The sequence below is a fragment of the Protofrankia sp. Cas4 genome (assembly GCF_963555915.1).
Lineage (GTDB): Bacteria > Actinomycetota > Actinomycetes > Frankiales > Frankiaceae > Protofrankia.
Genome location: NZ_CAUVXL010000229.1, coordinates 5,416 through 22,992, shown reverse-complemented (window position 1 = coordinate 22,992; position 17,577 = coordinate 5,416). Strand labels below are relative to the sequence as shown.

Genomic DNA, 17,577 nt, shown 5'->3' with positions numbered 1-17,577 from the left:
GGTCGATCACCGATCGCAGCCTGCGCGCTCTCGAGCGCACCGCGTAGCTCACCGCCTTTTCGACGGACAGAAAGAAGAGAGTTGCCCACGATGGCCGAGATCTATTACGACGCCGACGCGTCGCTCGACAACATCAGCAATCGGAAGGTCGCCGTCATCGGGTACGGCAGCCAGGGCCATGCGCACGCCCTCAACCTGCGCGACAGCGGTGTCGACGTCCGGGTCGGTCTGCCTGAGACCAGCCGCAGCCGGGCGAAGGCTGCCGAGCAGGGCCTGCGGGTGCTCACGCCGGCGCAGGCGTCCGCCGAAGCGGATGTGATCATGCTGCTCGCGCCCGACACGGCCCACCGCAAGATCTATGCGGAATCCATCGCCCCCAACCTCTCGCCGGGCAAGGCCCTCGCGTTCGGGCATGGTTTCAACATCCGGTACGGCCTGATCGAGCCGCCGGCCGGGGTGGACGTTTTCATGGTCGCCCCGAAAGGCCCCGGGCACCTGGTCCGGCGGACCTTCACCGAGGGTAAGGGTGTTCCGGTGCTGGTCGCGGTGGAGGCTGACGCGTCCCACAGCGCCCTCCCGCTCGCGCTGGCATACGCCAAGGCGATCGGCGGCACCCGCGCCGGCGCGCTGCGCACGACCTTCACCGAGGAGACCGAGACCGACCTCTTCGGCGAGCAGGCGGTCCTGTGCGGGGGCGCGAGCGCGCTGGTGCAGGCTGGTTTCGAAACGCTGGTCGAAGCCGGATATCAGCCCGAGGTGGCCTACTTCGAGTGTCTGCACGAGCTGAAGCTGATCGTCGACCTCATGTACGAGGGCGGCATCAGCCAGATGCGGTACTCGATTTCCGACACGGCCGAATACGGCGACGTCACCCGCGGCCCGCGGGTGGTGACCCCGGCGGTAAAGGATGAAATGCGCCGCATCCTCGGTGAAATCCGCGACGGGACGTTCGCCCGTGAGTGGATTGCCGAGGACGACGCGGGACGCCCGCAATTCACCAAGCTTGTCGAGGAGGGCAAGGGCCACCCGATCGAGCAGGTGGGCGCCCGGCTCCGTCCGTTGATGTCCTGGATCGCGACACCCACCGACTGACCGGTACCGACCGGCACCGACCGGTGGGGCCTGCACGCGCGGGGACCCCACCGGTCGGTAGGCTGACCGCGCCCGCCGGTACGCCTCGCCGGCGGCCGCAGTCCCCGGAGCATTCAAGGAGCCCTACCGTGCCCGTCGTTCTGGTTGCCGAGGAGCTGTCACCAGCCGGGCTGGAGCTGCTGTCCAGCGAGTTCGAGGTTCGTCACGTCGACGGGGCCGACCGGGCCGCGCTCCTGGACGCGGTAGGCACCGTCGACGCGCTGATCGTGCGAAGCGCGACCAAGGTGGACGCGGAGGTGCTGGCGGCGGCCGGGTCGCTCAAGGTCGTCGCCCGCGCCGGGATCGGGCTGGACAACGTCGATGTCGCGACCGCGACGACCCGCGGGGTCATGGTCGTCAACGCTCCGCTGTCGAACATCGTCAGTGCCGCTGAGCACGCTGTTGCGCTGTTGGTGGCGGTGGCCCGCCGGATTCCCGCGGCGAACGCGGCGCTGCGCGCCGGTGAGTGGAAGCGGTCGAAGTACGTCGGGGTCGAGCTCGCGGACAAGACCGCGGGTGTGGTCGGGCTCGGCCGGATCGGGGTGCTGGTCGCGCAGCGGCTGTCGGCGTTCGGCATGCACATCGTCGCCTATGACCCCTACGTCTCGGTGGCCCGCGCCGCTCAGATGGGCGTGCGCCTGGTCGAGCTCGACGAGTTGCTGCGCATCAGCGACGTCATCACGATCCACCTGCCCAAGACCCCGGAGACGCTCGGTCTCATCGGCAGGGACGAGCTTGAGCGCGTCAAGCCGGGTGTGATCATTGTCAACGACGCCCGCGGCGGGCTCATCGACGAGTCGGCGCTGGCCGACGCCATCCGCGACGGTCGGGTCGGCGGCGCAGGTATCGACGTGTTCGCCACTGAGCCGACCACATCCTCGCCTCTGTTCGACCTCGACAACGTTGTGGTCACTCCGCACCTGGGGGCCTCCACCCAGGAGGCTCAGGACAAGGCCGGCCTCGCGGTCGCTCGGTCGGTGCGTCTGGCCCTCAACGGCGAGTTCGTGCCGGACGCGGTGAACGTGCAGGCAGGCGGGGTGGTGGCTGAGGATGTGCGCCCCGGACTGCCGCTCGCCGAGAAGCTCGGGCAGCTGTTCACCGGCATCGCCGGTGGTCTTGCCGCAGCGATCACCGTCGAGGTCCGTGGCGAGATCGCCGCCTACGACGTGTCGGTCTTGGCGCTCGCCGCCCTCAAGGGGGTGTTCACCGACGTCATCGAGGAGCCGGTCACCTACGTCAACGCGCCGCTCCTGGCCAAGGAGCGGGGGGTCGCCGTCCAGCTTGAGACGTCCGAGGACAGCCCTGACTATCGCAATCTGGTGACGGTGCGCGGGGTGCTGGCGGACGGCACGCCCGTGTCGGTCAGCGGCACGCTCACCGGCCCCCGCCAGGTCGAGAAGGTCACCGCGATCGACGAGTTCGAGGTGGACCTCCGCCCCCAGGCGCACCTGGCGTTCTTCCGCTACTCCGACCGGCCGGGCGTGGTCGGAGCGGTCGGCGCGCTGTTGGGTGAAGCGCAGATCAACATCGCGAGCGCGCAGGTCAGCCGGCGCAAGGCCGGCGGTGAGGCTCTCATGTCACTCTCCCTCGACGACGCGGTCCCGCACGACATCCTGGTTGAGATCGCGAAGATCATCGGAGCGTCCGCGGCGCGCGCGGTCAGTCTCGGCGACGAGTAGACGAGTAGACGAGTAGACGAGTAGTAGACGGCCGGTTATTGTTCGACCCCGGGCCGAAGGTAAGGTGCCCGGCCGTACCGTCGGACGTACAACCTCGGTCGTGACGCCAGTCGTTCGTCCGATCGCATGTCGCAATCCGGGGTGGTGACCTGTTCCCGGGTTCAGCGGCCGTGGTGTGGAAACCGGCGTCACGGGTTTACCGTGAATGCTATGGCTCGGGACGGTTATCAGGATCCGTTCGAGGGGTTGCGCCTCGACGACAGCTTTGTGCGCGGGGCGCGCTTCATCGAGCCGTCTGCCGACGAGCGTGCGGTTACACATGGTGAGGTCCGGCCGAGCCATTGCCGGGTGCAGCCCGCCCATCGTGGCGTCCCCGGTGCCTTCTATCGCTGGATGTGGGCGCCGTATTCGCCGCGTGGCCGCCGGGCCACCAGGCTTGTGGCACTTGTGACACTGTTGGCCGGGGTGGCCGGGCTCGGGCTGTTCCTGCTCCGCCACGGTGGCCCACGCACGGCGGCGGTCTCGGCGCCGGCGCCGGCGCCGTCCGCCGGTATTCCGGCCCGGGCACAGGACCGCGCCACGGTCGACGGCCCCGACGCGAGCCCGGCGACGAGCCCGGCCGGCCCGGCGCCCGGTGGTGGCCAGCGGTTCGGGGTTGACGCGGCCCTGCTGGCCGCTTTGCGCGAGGGCGACTGTCTGCTCTGGACCCCCGATCCGGCTCGCGCCGTCGTACCGATACGGGTGTCATGCGACCAGTCGCATGTCGACCAGGTCACCCGGGTCATCAATCTCACCGGCCCATTCCCCGTCTGGCCCACCTGGCCGGGTTCGGATGGCCTGGCGACCGCGACCCTGACCAACTGCCCGGACGCCGCGCGGAACCTTCTCGGCAGCACCGGGATGGCCACGGACATGAAGATTGCATCGATCTATCCGGAGGAGGCGGAATGGCTGGCCGGCGCGCACGGCCTTGTCTGTACGATCCGGCCGGACGATCTGCGGCCGCGGGTGGGTCCAGTACGAGCCGTGGGCACGTCTGCCTGATGAGGGAGTAAGCTCAGCGCGCCATGTATGCGCGTCTGCTTCTTAGCTGCCGCGGCGGGGCCTGAGACAGGTCGGCTTCCTCGCCGCGGAGTTCGGTGTGCGCCGGCCACCGCAGGCTTTTCTTCCGGAAGCAGGAGCAGTAGCGCAGTGACTACCTCTCAGCAGTCTTCGGGCATGCCCATCGACAAGTACCGGCCGTTCCCACCGGTGGATCTGGCCGACCGCACCTGGCCCGCCCGCACGATCACCCACGCACCCCGGTGGTGCAGCGTGGACCTGCGAGACGGCAACCAGGCACTGATCGACCCGATGACGCCCGCGCGCAAGATGCAGATGTTCACGCTGCTGGTCCAGATGGGCTACAAGGAGATCGAGGTCGGCTTCCCCGCCGCGAGCCAGACGGACTTCGACTTCATCCGTCAGCTGGTCGAGGGCGGTCACATCCCCCCTGACGTCACCATCCAGGTACTGACCCAGGCCCGTGAGGAACTGATCGAGCGGACGATCGCGTCGCTGATCGGGGCACCCCGGGTCCTGGTGCATCTGTACAACTCGACCTCGACGCTGCAACGGCGCGTCGTGTTCGGGCTCGATCGCGAGGGCGTCACCGACATCGCCGTTCAGGGCGCGCAGTGGTGTGCCCGTTACGCGGACAAACTCCTGGGCGCAAGCGACGTCCGCTGGCAGTACAGCCCGGAGTCGTTCACCGGAACAGAGCTGGAGTACGCCCTTGAGGTGTGCGAGGCGGTCATGGACGTCTGGCAGCCGACGCCGGACCGGCCGGTGGTGCTGAACCTGCCCGCGACGGTCGAGATGTCCACGCCCAACGTCTACGCCGACCAGATCGAGTGGATGGCGCGCAACCTGACCCGCCGGGACCAGGTCGTGCTGTCCCTGCATCCGCACAACGATCGTGGCTGTGCCGTGGCCGCCGCGGAGCTCGGGGTCATGGCCGGCGCCGACCGGATCGAGGGGTGTCTGTTCGGGAACGGCGAACGCACCGGCAACGTCTGCCTGGTGACGCTCGGGTTGAACCTGTTCTCCCAGGGAATCGACCCCGAAATCGACTTCCGTGACATCGACGAGATCCGCCGCAGCGTCGAGTACTGCAACCAGATTCCGGTGCATCCCCGGCACCCCTACGGCGGTGACCTCGTCTACACCGCATTCTCCGGTTCGCATCAGGACGCCATCAAGAAGGGCTTCGAGGCGATGGACCGGACCGGGCAGCGGCGCTGGGAGGTGCCCTACCTGCCCATCGACCCGATGGACGTGGGTCGGTCGTACGAGGCTGTCATCCGGGTGAACAGCCAGTCGGGTAAGGGTGGCGTCGCCTATCTGCTGAAGGCCGAGCATTCGCTGGACCTGCCGCGCCGGCTGCAGATCGAGTTCTCCCAGGTCGTCCAGCGCCACACCGACGGCGCCGGTGGCGAGGTCACCGGCAGTCAGCTGTGGGAGATCTTCTCACGCGAGTACTTCCTCGCCGGTGACGCCGGTGACGCCGTGGACGCCCCGTTGGAGCTGCTGGGTTCCCGGACCACCGCGGCGCACGGTGAACGCGACGAGGTGAACGTTTCGGTGCGCATCCACGGCGGTGAAGAGGTCATCAGCGGTGCCGGCAACGGTCCGATCGACGCGTTCGTGACCGCTCTCGCCGAACGGGACATCCGGGTTCGGGTGCTGGATTACCACGAGCACGCCCTGGGCTCGGGTGCCGACGCCCGCGCCGCCGCCTATCTGGAGGTGGCTGTCGGGGATGCGGCTGCGGGGGAGAGGGTGTACTGGGGCGTCGGGATCGACCCCAACATCGTCACAGCCTCGCTGCGGGCGGTGGTGAGCGCGGTCAACCGGGCCGCGCGGGTCCGGCGCATCGTCACCGGACCCTGAACGGCACGTCTGCGGATCCGGGCTGCGATGTCTGCGTGGGCGCCTGCGTGGGTTGCCGCGGAATCAGACCCGCCGCCGTCCGCGGGTTCGGATACGGCCCGGCCAGCTCGGCGAGGCGCAGGAGCAGGCGCTCGACCCGGACCAGGCCGACGGGGCGCCCCATCTCGGTGACGACGACAACCGGGTCGAAGCGGTGGTCCGGCGTGCGGTTCATCGCGCGGCGGGCCACCTCGGCGACATGTTCGTCGGGCCGGGCGTACATGCTGGTCGCGACACCCGGGGTGAGCGCGGTGCCGGTGCGCCAGTCGTTGCAGCTGCCGGCACCAGCACCCGCCCCGGCGGCGCCGATTCGGGGCCGGGACACCACGTCGAGCCGGCGGGTGGCCGCCGTTGGAACACCGCGGGTCGCCGCCGCGGCGACAGTGCGGCGCTGGTCAGGCCCGTGGGGGACGCGGGGGACGCGGGGCACCGGTACCCGCTCGAGCAGGCTGCCCACGCCGTCGCCGCGCGCAGTGCGCTGGGCGAGCAGCCGGATGCGCCGGGATATCGCCGGGTCGAGGCGCTGCCAGGTCGCCGCCGGCCGGCCGAGATGCCATCCCTGTCCGAACGGGATGCCGAGCCCCACGAGCATCGCCAGCTCCTCGTCACCTTCGACTCCCTCGGCGATCACCCAGGCGTCGAGCCGGCTGGCGAAGACGTTGACGAGCTCGGTCAACGTCCGCCTGACCTGGTCGACGTTGGCGCGGGCGACGAGATCCCGATCGAGTTTGACCAGCTCGGGGCGGATCCGCGCGAGCTGACGCAGGCCCGCGTAGCCGGACCCGACGTCGTCCATGGCGATGAAACCGCCGCGGGCGCGCAACGCCTGGGTGGTGGCGATGATCTCGGGTGCCTGCTCGGTGCTGACCGCCTCGTTGAGCTCCATGACCAGCCCGCTCAGGTCGGCGTTGAGCCAGACCTCGGCAACGTCCGGGGTGGTCAGCAGATGCGGCATGACATTGACGGTGAGAAAGCAGTTGGGTGGGAGCCGGTCGCGCGCCGCGAGCGCCTCCCGGAGAACCCTGGCCTCGAACCGTGCGGCGACCCCGGCCCGATCGGCGGCGGCGAACCACAGGTCGGGCGATGGCGCCGCGCTCGCTCCGAACCGCGCGAGCGCCTCGTAACCGGCGATGACACCGCGACGGAGGTCGACGATCGGCTGGAAGACGACCCGCGGCTGACCGGGATCGGCCAGGGCCCGGCGCAGCGCGTCGGACCAGCCGCCTGTGCTGTCGGTCGCCCTGTCGGTCGCACTGTCGGTATCGGGGAGGCTCGTGGATGGGATTTCTTCGAGGATCATGCGCCGTTCACCCCTTTGTGTCGTCGCATGCTGTATCGGTTCGTCGGTGTGAGGTTCCTATCATCGTTACTCACGCAACGTACCGTCGTCTGACCGGTTGTGACATGTGATCGGTGGACTGTATGTGATGATCATGATTATGTCCGACGTGTCATCCTGCGTGTCGCGAAGTGTCTTCCCTGCTCAGGGGCACACTGCTCGGCAGTCGGGGGTCACCGCCGGGTCGGTGAGCAGCGGTGGGAGAGGTGGGGTCCGGGCGGGCCCCGACCAGTGGCGGCGGGGGGTGACGATGCCGGTTCACGGTGCCGGTTTACAGTCGCGCCCATGAGGCTTGCGGTTATCGGCGGGGACGGCATCGGACCAGAGGTTGTCGCGGAGGGGCTGCGCGTTCTGCGCGTCGTCGAGCCCAAGGTGGAGACGACCGACTATGACCTGGGCGCGCGCCGCTGGCACGCCACCGGCGAGACCCTGCCCGATTCGGTGCTCGACGAACTGCGTGAGCACGACGCCATCCTGCTCGGGGCCGTCGGTGACCCCACTGTGCCCAGCGGTGTGCTGGAACGCGGGTTGCTCCTGCGGTTGCGTTTTGAGCTCGACCACTATGTGAACCTGCGCCCGGTGCGGCTCTACCCGGGTGTCACCACGCCGCTGGCCGGCGAGCCGGACATCGACATGGTGGTGGTGCGGGAGGGAACCGAGGGCCCGTATGTGGGTGCCGGCGGCACGCTGCGTCGTGGCACACCCTTCGAGGTGGCCACCGAGGAGAGCATCAACACCCGTTACGGTGTCGAACGCGTTGTCCGCGACGCGTTTCGCCGGGCCCAGGCCCGCCCCCGCCGGCGGCTGACGCTTGTCCACAAGACCAACGTCCTGACCAGGGCCGGCGACCTGTGGCTGCGTACGGTCGCCGATGTCGCCGGCGAGTTCGCCGAGGTGGCGGTCGACTACCAGCATGTGGACGCCGCGTCGATGTTCTTCGTCACCGATCCGGGACGTTTCGACGTCGTGGTGACCGACAACATGTTCGGCGACATCCTCACCGACATCGGCGCTGCGATCACCGGGGGTATCGGGCTGGCGGCCAGCGGCAACCTCGACCCGTCCGGGGCGCACCCGAGCATGTTCGAACCGGTGCACGGCAGCGCTCCCGACATCGCCGGGCAGGGGATCGCGGACCCGACGGCCACCGTGATGTCCGTCGCGATGTTGCTGGAACACCTGGGCCGTGTCGACGACGCGGCCCGGGTCGAGGCCGCGGTCGCCGCGGCGCTGGCCGACCGGTCCCGGCGGGCCGCCGGTCACGCGGGCCCGGCGCCCACCCGTGCGGTCGGCGAGGACCTGGCGGCCCGGGTCGCCGGGTAAGAACCCCTGGAGGCAGCGGTCCCCGGAGCAGCGTCCGGGCCAAAGGGCGCGCGACGATCGTCAGATCGCGCGCCCGGAGGCCGAAGTCCCCGGAGCAGCGTCCGGGCGCTATCCTCGGAAGGGCCGTAGATCCGGTACGACGGCAGCCGACGGGGCCTGACCACGGCGAAGATCGGCACGATCGTCACTTGTCCGGTCGCTCTAAGTTCCGTCGCCCACGCCTGGAGTCACACATGGCCATTACACCGACGTCAAAGATCTGGATGAGCGGTCAGTTCGTCGACTGGGACGATGCCCGCATCCACGTCCTCAACCCGACCCTCCACTATGGCTGGGGCGTCTTCGAGGGCATCCGGGCCTACTCCACCGCGCACGGCAGCGCCGTGTTCCGGCTGACCGACCATGTCGCGAGGCTGTATCGCAGCGCCAAGATTTACATGATGGAGCCGCAGTACAGCCAGGCGGAACTGATTGCGGCGATCAAGGAGACGGTCGCGATCAACGAGATCGACGCCTGCTACATCCGGCCGCTGGTCTACCTCGGATATGGCGAGATGGGCCTGAACCCGCTGCCGTCCTCGATCGAGGTGATGATCGCGGTTTGGCCGTGGGGCGCCTATCTGGGTGATGACGCCGGCGAGAAGGGCGTCCGGGCCACCGTCTCGACCTGGCGTCGCAATGACAACAACATCATCCCGCCGGCGGCCAAGGCGTCCGGGCAGTACCTCAACTCGTCGCTCGCCAAGGTCGCGGCGCTCAAGGCCGGTTATGACGAGGCCATTCTGACCAGCCCCAACGGACATATCGCCGATGGATCGGGTGAGAACGTCTTCATCGTCGCGGGCGGAATGGTGATCACGCCGCCGCTCAGCGATGGTCCGCTCGGTGGCATCACCCGGGCGTCGATCATGCAGATCGCCGCCGACCAGGGCTACGAGGTCCGCGAACAGCACATCGTGCGCACCGACCTGTATCTGGCGGACGAGGCCTTCTTCACCGGGACCGCGGCCGAGATGGTGCCGATCGTGGAGATCGACGACCGATCGGTCGGAACGGGCCGACCTGGGCCGATCACCCGCGAACTGTTGGAGCTGTTCCACCAGGCGACCCGCGGGGAACTCGACCGCTACAAGATCTGGAACGAACGCGTCCACGACGCCTGAGGTCCGCCACCCGCCACCTGCCACCCAGCGCCCGAGTCTCGCCACGCTGAACACCCGATGGTCTGGTCATCAGCCTCCGCTGCGCCTAACGTCTCCTGTCACGTTCTCGTTTGACACGTGCACAAGTTCCAGGGAGACCGTGATGCGGGTTTGCGACGGAATGAGCGCTCTGGTTCTGATGATCGGGCCTGAGCATACCCTGCGTCAGGCGGCGCGGCTTATGGCCGCCCGGAAGGTCGGTGCGGCCATTGTGCACGACGTCGATGGCCAGGGATATGGGATTCTCACCGAACGTGATGTTCTGATGTCCGTGGCGGCGGGCCAGAACCCCGATGCCGAGCGGGCCGGCGATCACATCACCCGTGACGTCGTGTTTGCCGATCCCGACTGGTCCCTGGATGAAGCGGCCGCGGCAATGCTGCGTGGCGGATTCCGGCACCTGATCGTCTGTGCGGGCGGTGAGGTGGCCGGAGTGCTGTCCATGCGAGATGTTGTGCGTTGCTGGAGTGTCCAGCGTTCTACTGTTTAGCTACCAGTGTTCGGCAGTTTGATCAACTGGTGCTAGCGGCAATTTTTTCGCTCCACCGGCGCACATCACTGCCAAAGTGGGGCGGCGGTCGCCCACAATTCCCGACATTGGCGCTACGGTCTCGGTGTGCAGGAGGAAGAAGCGGTCGCGCTGCTCCGAGCGACCACGTTGCTGAAGGAACTGGACGAGCCGGCTCTGGCGCGCCTGGCCGCACGCTCTGTCGTGCGCCGGTATCGCCGCGGCCAAGTTGTCTTTACTGAAGGTGATCCATCTGACACGTTGCTAGTAGTGGCCTTCGGGCGGCTGAAGGTTCTGACAACCGCCGACGACGGTCGCGACCACGTTCTCAACATCGCAGGCCCAGGTGACACCCTCGGCGAGCTCAACATCGTCGAGGCCGGTCCGCGCTCGGCCAGCGTCGAGGCGCTGGAGCCCAGCGAGGCGCTGGTCCTGGACCGTGCGGCCGTGTGGGAGCTGGTGCGGGAGCGGCCGGCCGTCGCCGAGCAGCTCATCCGAGCGCTGGTCGCCCACGTCCGCCGCCTGACCGGGGCAAACGCAGACCTGGTCTTCCTCGACCTGCCCCGGCGGGTCGCCAAGCTGCTGCTGTTGCGGATGCGGGAGTCCGGACGTCCGCTGATCGAGCTGGGCCTGACCCAGACCGAGATCGCATCCCTGCTCGGTGGCTCGCGCCAGTCGGTCAACCAGGCCCTGCGGGACTTCGAGAAGCGGAACTGGATTCTGGCCGAAGGACAGACGATCACCATCCTCCAGGTTGAGCGCCTGCGCCGCTTTGCCGGCGACTGATGTCGGCAGGGTCTCGGCAGGGTCTCGGCAGGGTCTCGGCAGGGTAAAAATCTGACCGTAGGGCCGGCGACGCCGTAAAGTGGGCGGTCGGCGGTGAACCTGCCCTCGTCGCGCGTACCGGCTGCTCACCCATGCCGCCGGACGCGTGACACCCAGAGTGGCCAGGGCAGTGGCCCGCCAGAGACCCGGGGACTTCGGCCTCCGGCGATGCGAGAAGAACCACGATCGCATCGCCTTTGGCCCTTTAGATCCGCCAGTGAGAGGCGCGTTGTGCTTCCAGACGACCCAGGCTCCTTCCACGTCTATGACACGACGCTGCGTGATGGGACCCAGCAGGAGGGCCTGTCACTGTCGGTCGGCGACAAGCTCGCCATAGCCCGCCACCTCGACGACATTGGCGTGGGTTTCATCGAGGGCGGCTGGCCCGGGTCGAACCCCAAGGACGCCGAGTTCTTCCGCCGCGCCGCTACCGAGCTCCGTCTGGACCACGCCACTCTCACCGCGTTCGGCGCCACCCGCCGTGCCGGGCGCACAGCCGCCGACGACCCCCAGGTCGCAGCCTTGCGCGACGCCGGAACCGACGTCGTCTGCCTGGTCGCGAAAGCCGACCGCCGGCACGTCGAGCGGGCCCTGCGCACCACGCTCGCCGAGAACCTGGCGATGATCCGGGACACGGTGACGCATCTGCGTACCGAAGGTAAGCGGGTGTTCGTCGACGCCGAGCATTTCTTCGACGGCCACCGGGCCGATGCTGATTACGCCCTGGAGATGGTCCGGGTTGCCGCCGATGCCGGTGCCGAGGTCGTCGTCCTCTGCGACACCAACGGCGGCATGCTGCCGACCCGGATCGGTGAGGTTGTCGCCGCCGTGCGCGACGCAACCGGTGCGCGCCTGGGTATCCACTGCCACAACGACACCGCCTGCGCGGTCGCGAACACTCTCATCGCGGTCGAGGCCGGGGTCACTCACGTCCAGGGGACCGCCAACGGCTACGGCGAGCGGTGCGGCAACGCCGACCTGTTCAGCGTGGTCGCCGGGTTGGAGACCAAGTTCGGGCGTCCGGTGCTGCCCACCGGGAAACTGCGCGAGCTGGTGCGGGTCTCGCACGCCATCGACGAGATCACCAACCTGGCCCCTTACAGCCACCGCGCGTATGTCGGTGCGAGCGCGTTCGCGCACAAGGCCGGGCTGCACGCGAGCGCGGTCAAGGTCGACCCGGACATGTACCAGCACATCGATCCGGCCGTGGTCGGCAACGACATGCGGATGCTGGTCTCGGAGCTCGCGGGCCGCGCCACGATCGAACTCAAGGGCCGGGAACTGGGGCTGGACCTGTCCGGTCAGCGCGAGGCCCTCGGGCGGGTCGTCGATCTGGTCAAGGAGCGGGAAGCCGCCGGTTACGCCTACGAGGCGGCGGAGGCATCCTTCGAACTGCTGCTGCGCGACGAGATCGAAGGCGAGCGGCGCTATTTCACCCTCGAGTCGTGGCGCGTGATCGTCGAGCGGCGGCCCGACGGGGAGGTCGTGAGCGAGGCGACCGTCAAAGTGGTCTCCCGCGGCGTGCGGCACGTGTCCACGGCCGAGGGCAACGGCCCGGTCAACGCCCTTGACCGGGCGTTGCGGGAGGCGTTGGAGAAGGGCTACCCGGGCCTGGCAGACCTCGACCTCGTCGACTACAAGGTGCGCATCCTCGACGGCAGGTCCGGTACGGGCGCGGTGACCCGGGTACTGGTGGAGACCAGCGACGGCCGCGACCGGTGGGACACGATCGGCGTGGACGAGAACATCATTGCCGCGTCCTGGGAGGCGCTGGCGGACGCCGTCACCTACGGTCTGCGCCGCCAGGGCGAAGGCGTCGAGCGCGAAGGCGTCGAGACTGATGGTGCCGCGCGCGAAGCGTGACCGGTGGCATGAGTAACGGTATGTCAGGTTCTGGCACACGTCGAGGATGAACATCCTGAAGGTCATGAATTATTAGCATGGGTCCCGTCCGATCATGATGTGATCGTTTCGGGAGAAGGTACCTGTGTCGCGGCAAGGTTCTGTGCGTCGGCGTCCGGCCCCACGGTTGGTTGATCCGAAGATCCCCGGCATGGTAGCCGCCATCCTCCTTGTCGCCTGCATCACGGCGGCGCCCCAGCCGTCAACACCGGGGCCGCACCACGATGATCGCGGTCCGGTTGCCGGGCGGCCGGCGCCAGAAGGAGATCGTCGGCTGCCCGTCGTCGGGGAATCGGTCATCGGCGCGGTGGCCGGGGGCGCGGACGCCGACCGGCTCGTCGCCTCGGTGACTGTGCTGCCCGACTCGGCCCGACCAGCCGCCTCGGTAGCCGACGTGTCCGCGCAGACAGTGTCCGCACCGACCACGCCCACGCCCGCGCCGGGTGCCGGTCCGAGCGGGGCCGCGACCACCGGGGCGGGTGGAAGCAGCGCGGCGATCCCCAGCCGGATGCTGAGCGCCTATCGGACGGCGGCGCTCCGAATCAACCTCGAGCGGCCGGGATGTAACCTACCGTGGTCGGTGCTGGCGGGAATCGGCCGGGTCGAGTCGAATCACGCCGCCGGCCGGCAGATCAGCGCGGACGGGACGGTCACCCCGACAATTCTCGGGCCGCGTCTCGACGGCTCCGCCGGCACTGCGCTGATCGCGGACACCGATCACGGAATGCTCGACCACGACACCGACTTCGACCGGGCGGTCGGCCCGATGCAGTTCATCCCGTCGACATGGCGGTGGGCCGGGCGGGACGCCGACGGCGACGGTACGGCATCCCCGGACAACATCGGCGACGCGACACTCGCCGCCGCGGGCTACCTGTGCCGCTCTGGTGACCTCAGCGTGCCCGAACGGCTGACCGCGGCGGTATACAGGTACAACCCGTCGGATGACTATGTCCGCACCGTGCTCGCCTGGGCTGATGAGTATGCGGGCGCGGACGATTCCGGCGCCGCCGATGCAGGCCCGGACAATGCAGGCACGGGCAATGCGGTGCTGGCCAGCGCGGTGACCACAGCGGACCCGGGCGTGGCCCCGGCCGCTACCCCGACCCCGAGCCCAGCGCCGAGCCCGACGCCGGCCGCTACCCCGACCCCGACCCCGACTGGCACACCGACTTCTACGCCCACCGCTACCTCTACGCCGAGCCCGGCTGGCAGCGCGTCGCCGGAGCCGTCCGGCCCGAGTGTGGATGGCCCGCAAGCCCAGCCGCTGGGCGTCGTGCCCGGTGGCGTCGTCCCCGGTGGCGTCGTACCCGATGACGTTGTCATCGGGGAAGTCGTCACCGGGAAACTGGACCCGGCCACCTTGGTGAGTAGAGCGACTACTTAGTGCGCTTATGATCCCCCTGTCTGCCGACAGCAGGGGGATGGCGTGGGGGATGACACCGGCACTGGCGTGGGCAGCGGCAGTGGTGACGATGAGCGTGCAGCGACGGATCGTCCGCCGCGGGTGTTTCTCTCCTACGCGCACGAGTCGCCCGAACACGAGAACGCCGTCCGCGATCTGTGGATCTTTCTGAGATCCCGGGAGATCGACGCGAAGCTCGACAAGGCGGCGGCCGAACGCCGGCAGGACTGGCCGCTGTGGATGCTCACCGAGGTCCGTGCGGCCGACTACGTGCTGATCCTCGCGTCGCCGCAGTACCGCCGCCGTAGCGAGGGCGAAGCCGCCGCGGATGAGGGCCGCGGGGTGCAGTTCGAGGCGGCGTTGATCCGCGAGGAGGTGTACCGCGACCGGCCGGCCGCGATGGCGAAGTTCCTGCCGGTGCTGCTGCCCGGCCGCTCGGTCGAGGACATCCCGGTGTGGCTCGGCCCGTACGCGACGACCCACTACCCGATCGCGGAGATCTCCGACACCGGTGCCGGGATGGAGACGCTGCTGCGCGTCCTGACCGGCCAGCCGTTCGAGATCGAGCCACCGCTCGGGACGCGCCCCGTTCTGCCTCCCCGTGACGTCGTCCTGCCCGGGGCACCACCGCAGGCCGGTTCGCGGGCAGGCGCAAGCGGTCAGGACGGGTCACGCCTGGGTTCGCTCACCCATGATCTCGTCCTTGCGGTGCGGCTCGCCGACGGCTGGTTGACTACCCGGGTGCTGCTCGCCGGCACGCTGCTGGGGGAGCGCACCGCGGCCCTGCCGGTCGGGCTCGACACGGTGTGGACGGCACAGCCCACGGATGCGGCGGCGGCGGACGCGCACCTGTCCCAGGCCGGTCATCGGTTGCGGGACGTGCTGTTCGACGCCGACACCTCGCGGCACATCACCGAGCTGATCGACGGCTCGCCGTTCGGGGCGGTCGTGGACATCGTGGTGGAGGCCGAGGGCACGGCGCTCGCCCTGCCCTACGAGCTGCTGCGGATGGCCGGTGGAAGGCTGCTCGCCACCATGCCCGGGGTGCGGCTCACCCGCCGGGTCGCCGGGTTGAACCGGGTTGCGACTGCGCCGCTGCCGGGTCCGCTGAAGATCCTCGTCGCGGTGGCGGCGCCGGAGGAGACCCGGACGCAGAACGCCCCGCTCGACGTCGAGGCGGAGATGCAGGCGATCATCGACGCGGTCCGCCCGGTGGCCGGTTCCGGGGCCGCGCAGGTCACGATCCTCGAGGTCGCCGGCCTGACGGAGATCTCCGACGCGCTGGGCGGCCGGAACCCCGGTGACGGCGACACCGAGGCCAGGGACCCCGGTGACAGGGACAGCTATCACGTGCTGCACCTGTCCGCGCACGGCACGGCATCCTCGGTGGAGCTGGAGGACGAGGACGGCAACCCGGTCCCGATCCAGGCAGCGGAGTTGGTGGACGCGATCAAGGGCGCATCCCGGCCGCTGCCGCTGATCGTGCTGTCGTCCTGCTCGGGTGCGGCCGGCGGCACCGAGGGTCTGGCGCAGACCCTGGTCCGCCGCGGTGCCGACCGGGTGGTGGCCATGCAGACGACCGTCACCGACCGTTACGCAACCGACCTGGCCAGGGTCTTCTACACGGAGCTGGCCTCCGGCCGCGCCGTGTCGGTGGCGGCGGCCCTTGCCGAGGCCCGTCGCCAGGTGGACGCCGATCGCCGGGCGAGCGCGCGGGCCACCGGCCGGCTCGCGCCTCCCGAGTACGCCACCGCGACGCTGCTGGCCGCGGCCGGCGATCCGCCGTTGCTCGATGCGACCGCCGACACGTGCCCGCTGACCCGCCCGTTTGCCGCGCCGGCCGGGGGCAGCGTTCGCGAGCTGGCCATGGGTGATCTGGTCGGGCGCCGCAGGGAGGTCCGCACCGCGCTCGCGGTGTTGCGGGGAAGTACGGTCGCCGTCACGCGTTGGGGCGCGGTTGCCGGCGTGGTGCTGACCGGGCCCGGCGGGATCGGCAAGACAGCGGTTGCCGGGCGGGTAATGGCCCGGCTGCGGGCTGAGGGCTGGGCGGTGGCGGTGCATGTCGGCCGGTGGAACCCGCCGTCGCTGATCGCCGCGACCGCGCAGGCGCTGCGTGGCATCCCGGTCCCGGAGCTGGTCGAGGCGCGGACCGCCCTCACCGACTCCCGTCACGAGGATACGGACAAGATCGCGCGGATTCGGGAACTGCTGGGCGAACACCGCCTGCTGCTGCTGTTCGACGACTTCGAGCAGAACCTCACCGAGGACGGTCGGCGCTTCGCCGACCCGGGCTTCGCCGAGGTGTTCGCAGACCTGGCTCGGGCCGGTGGCGCAGGTGGCCCTGGCAGTCCGGGTGGCGCAGGCCGTCTGCTCGTGACGTGTCGATATCCCCTGCCGAGCCGTACCGTCCCGTTTCATCGGGTGGATGTCGGGCCCCTCAGCGGCTCCGAGCTGGGTCGCCTGCTGCTGCGGCTACCGAGCCTGCGGGCGCTGGGTGACGACGACCGGCGCACGTTGACCCGGACGATCGGCGGTCATCCGCGGCTGTTGGAGTTCGTCGACGCCTTGCTGCGCAACGGCGCGGCAAACCTGCTGGAGGTTACCGAGAAGATCGGCGATCTGGCCGACAGGCTTGGCATCGACCTGCTTGATGATCGCACCTTCGGCGAGGCGGTGGATGATGCCCTTCTGCTCGGCAGCCGGGACATCGTCCTGGAGCTGCTGCTCGCGACCGTGACGGCGGACGAGCGTGCACTTCTCCTGCAGGCGGCGGTGTCCAGCGTCCCGATGTCCGTCGACGATCTCGCGTTCGCGTGGCAGGGGGCCGAGCCCGACCGGGCCCGACACCGGATGGTCGCAGCCGCCGTCCGGCGGCTCGCGGACCGGACGCTGCTGCTGCGCCTCGACGGTGATGTGCTCGTCCACCCGTGGATCGCCCACTGGCTGGCTGACGTCGAGCCCGAGACGCGGATGGAGCGACACGGCAGAGCCGAGCGGATGCGGCTGGCCCGGCTTGAGGCGGGGCGCGGCGACTTCGCGGATCTGGTCGAGGTGGCCCGCCACCTTGCCGCCCAGCGGCGTTTCGATGACGTCGTCGCCCAGGCGCTGCGCTTCACGGGCATGCTCGCGGGGGAGTCGTCGGTCGCCGCGCTGCTGGGCGAGATCGGGCCGATGGTGCCCGCCGACAGTCGGGGGTTCCTTGAGCTTGTCGAGCGGGAGCTCACCGCCCTGCTCAACACCGGCGGCACCGCGGCGGCCCGGGATCGCGGCAGCGCCATGGTTGCCTCCGCCCG

Annotated in this window: 12 protein-coding genes; 11 read left to right on the top strand and 1 reads right to left on the bottom strand. The window is 69.5% G+C overall.

The annotated features are described in order from the left end of the window. Window positions 1-90: 90 nt before the first annotated feature. From ilvC to leuA, 4 genes are all read left to right on the top strand, one after another. Window positions 91-1,092 (top strand): ketol-acid reductoisomerase, encoded by a 1,002-nt coding sequence (ilvC, locus tag U9979_RS20585; RefSeq protein ID WP_322751299.1) that lies wholly within the window; start codon window positions 91-93, stop codon window positions 1,090-1,092. Window positions 1,093-1,220: 128 nt separating this feature from the next. Next, window positions 1,221-2,810, top strand: a complete 1,590-nt coding sequence (gene serA / locus U9979_RS20580) for a phosphoglycerate dehydrogenase (RefSeq protein WP_322780662.1) — start codon at window positions 1,221-1,223, stop codon at window positions 2,808-2,810. A gap of 210 nt (window positions 2,811-3,020) precedes the next feature. Continuing rightward, window positions 3,021-3,854 carry a septum formation family protein gene (locus U9979_RS20575; protein ID WP_322780663.1) on the top strand — a complete coding sequence of 278 codons (834 nt, stop codon included), beginning with the start codon at window positions 3,021-3,023 and terminating at the stop codon, window positions 3,852-3,854. A 174-nt stretch (window positions 3,855-4,028) separates the two neighbouring features. Further along, window positions 4,029-5,741: a 2-isopropylmalate synthase gene (gene leuA / locus U9979_RS20570; RefSeq protein ID WP_322780661.1), complete on the top strand. Its 1,713-nt coding sequence runs from the start codon at window positions 4,029-4,031 to the stop codon at window positions 5,739-5,741. Here leuA and U9979_RS20565 read toward each other — a convergent pair. After that, window positions 5,728-7,080, bottom strand: coding sequence for an EAL domain-containing protein (locus tag U9979_RS20565; protein WP_322780660.1), 1,353 nt, complete (start codon window positions 7,078-7,080; stop codon window positions 5,728-5,730). The two genes, leuA and U9979_RS20565, sit on opposite strands and share 14 nt — an antisense overlap. Before the next feature lie 324 nt (window positions 7,081-7,404). On the opposite strand from U9979_RS20565, the gene U9979_RS20560 reads away from it, so the two are divergent. From U9979_RS20560 to U9979_RS20530, 7 genes are all read left to right on the top strand, one after another. Continuing rightward, entirely contained in the window at window positions 7,405-8,442 is a 1,038-nt protein-coding gene (locus U9979_RS20560) for a 3-isopropylmalate dehydrogenase (protein WP_322780659.1), read from the top strand. 233 nt (window positions 8,443-8,675) lie between these two features. Beyond that, window positions 8,676-9,605, top strand: coding sequence for a branched-chain-amino-acid transaminase (gene ilvE / locus U9979_RS20555; RefSeq protein WP_322750866.1), 930 nt, complete (start codon window positions 8,676-8,678; stop codon window positions 9,603-9,605). A gap of 142 nt (window positions 9,606-9,747) precedes the next feature. Continuing rightward, window positions 9,748-10,134, top strand: coding sequence for a cyclic nucleotide-binding/CBS domain-containing protein (locus tag U9979_RS20550; RefSeq protein ID WP_322750865.1), 387 nt, complete (start codon window positions 9,748-9,750; stop codon window positions 10,132-10,134). A 126-nt stretch (window positions 10,135-10,260) separates the two neighbouring features. Next, window positions 10,261-10,938 (top strand): Crp/Fnr family transcriptional regulator, encoded by a 678-nt coding sequence (locus tag U9979_RS20545; protein ID WP_322750864.1) that lies wholly within the window; start codon window positions 10,261-10,263, stop codon window positions 10,936-10,938. 270 nt (window positions 10,939-11,208) lie between these two features. Then, window positions 11,209-12,840 (top strand): citramalate synthase, encoded by a 1,632-nt coding sequence (cimA, locus tag U9979_RS20540; protein ID WP_322750863.1) that lies wholly within the window; start codon window positions 11,209-11,211, stop codon window positions 12,838-12,840. A gap of 190 nt (window positions 12,841-13,030) precedes the next feature. Continuing rightward, entirely contained in the window at window positions 13,031-14,266 is a 1,236-nt protein-coding gene (locus U9979_RS20535) for a hypothetical protein (RefSeq protein ID WP_322780658.1), read from the top strand. A 42-nt stretch (window positions 14,267-14,308) separates the two neighbouring features. After that, a partial coding sequence (locus U9979_RS20530; protein ID WP_322780657.1) for a CHAT domain-containing protein occupies window positions 14,309-17,577 on the top strand: 3,269 nt, incomplete at its 3' end.

Coding starts and splice junctions, on each gene's coding strand:
- ilvC (WP_322751299.1), top strand. CDS start 91: ATGGCCGAGATCTATTACGACGCCGACGCGTCGCTCGACAACATCAGC.
- U9979_RS20575 (WP_322780663.1), top strand. CDS start 3,021: ATGGCTCGGGACGGTTATCAGGATCCGTTCGAGGGGTTGCGCCTCGAC.
- leuA (WP_322780661.1), top strand. CDS start 4,029: ATGCCCATCGACAAGTACCGGCCGTTCCCACCGGTGGATCTGGCCGAC.
- U9979_RS20565 (WP_322780660.1), bottom strand. CDS start 7,080: ATGATCCTCGAAGAAATCCCATCCACGAGCCTCCCCGATACCGACAGT.
- U9979_RS20560 (WP_322780659.1), top strand. CDS start 7,405: ATGAGGCTTGCGGTTATCGGCGGGGACGGCATCGGACCAGAGGTTGTC.
- ilvE (WP_322750866.1), top strand. CDS start 8,676: ATGGCCATTACACCGACGTCAAAGATCTGGATGAGCGGTCAGTTCGTC.
- U9979_RS20550 (WP_322750865.1), top strand. CDS start 9,748: ATGCGGGTTTGCGACGGAATGAGCGCTCTGGTTCTGATGATCGGGCCT.
- U9979_RS20535 (WP_322780658.1), top strand. CDS start 13,031: ATGGTAGCCGCCATCCTCCTTGTCGCCTGCATCACGGCGGCGCCCCAG.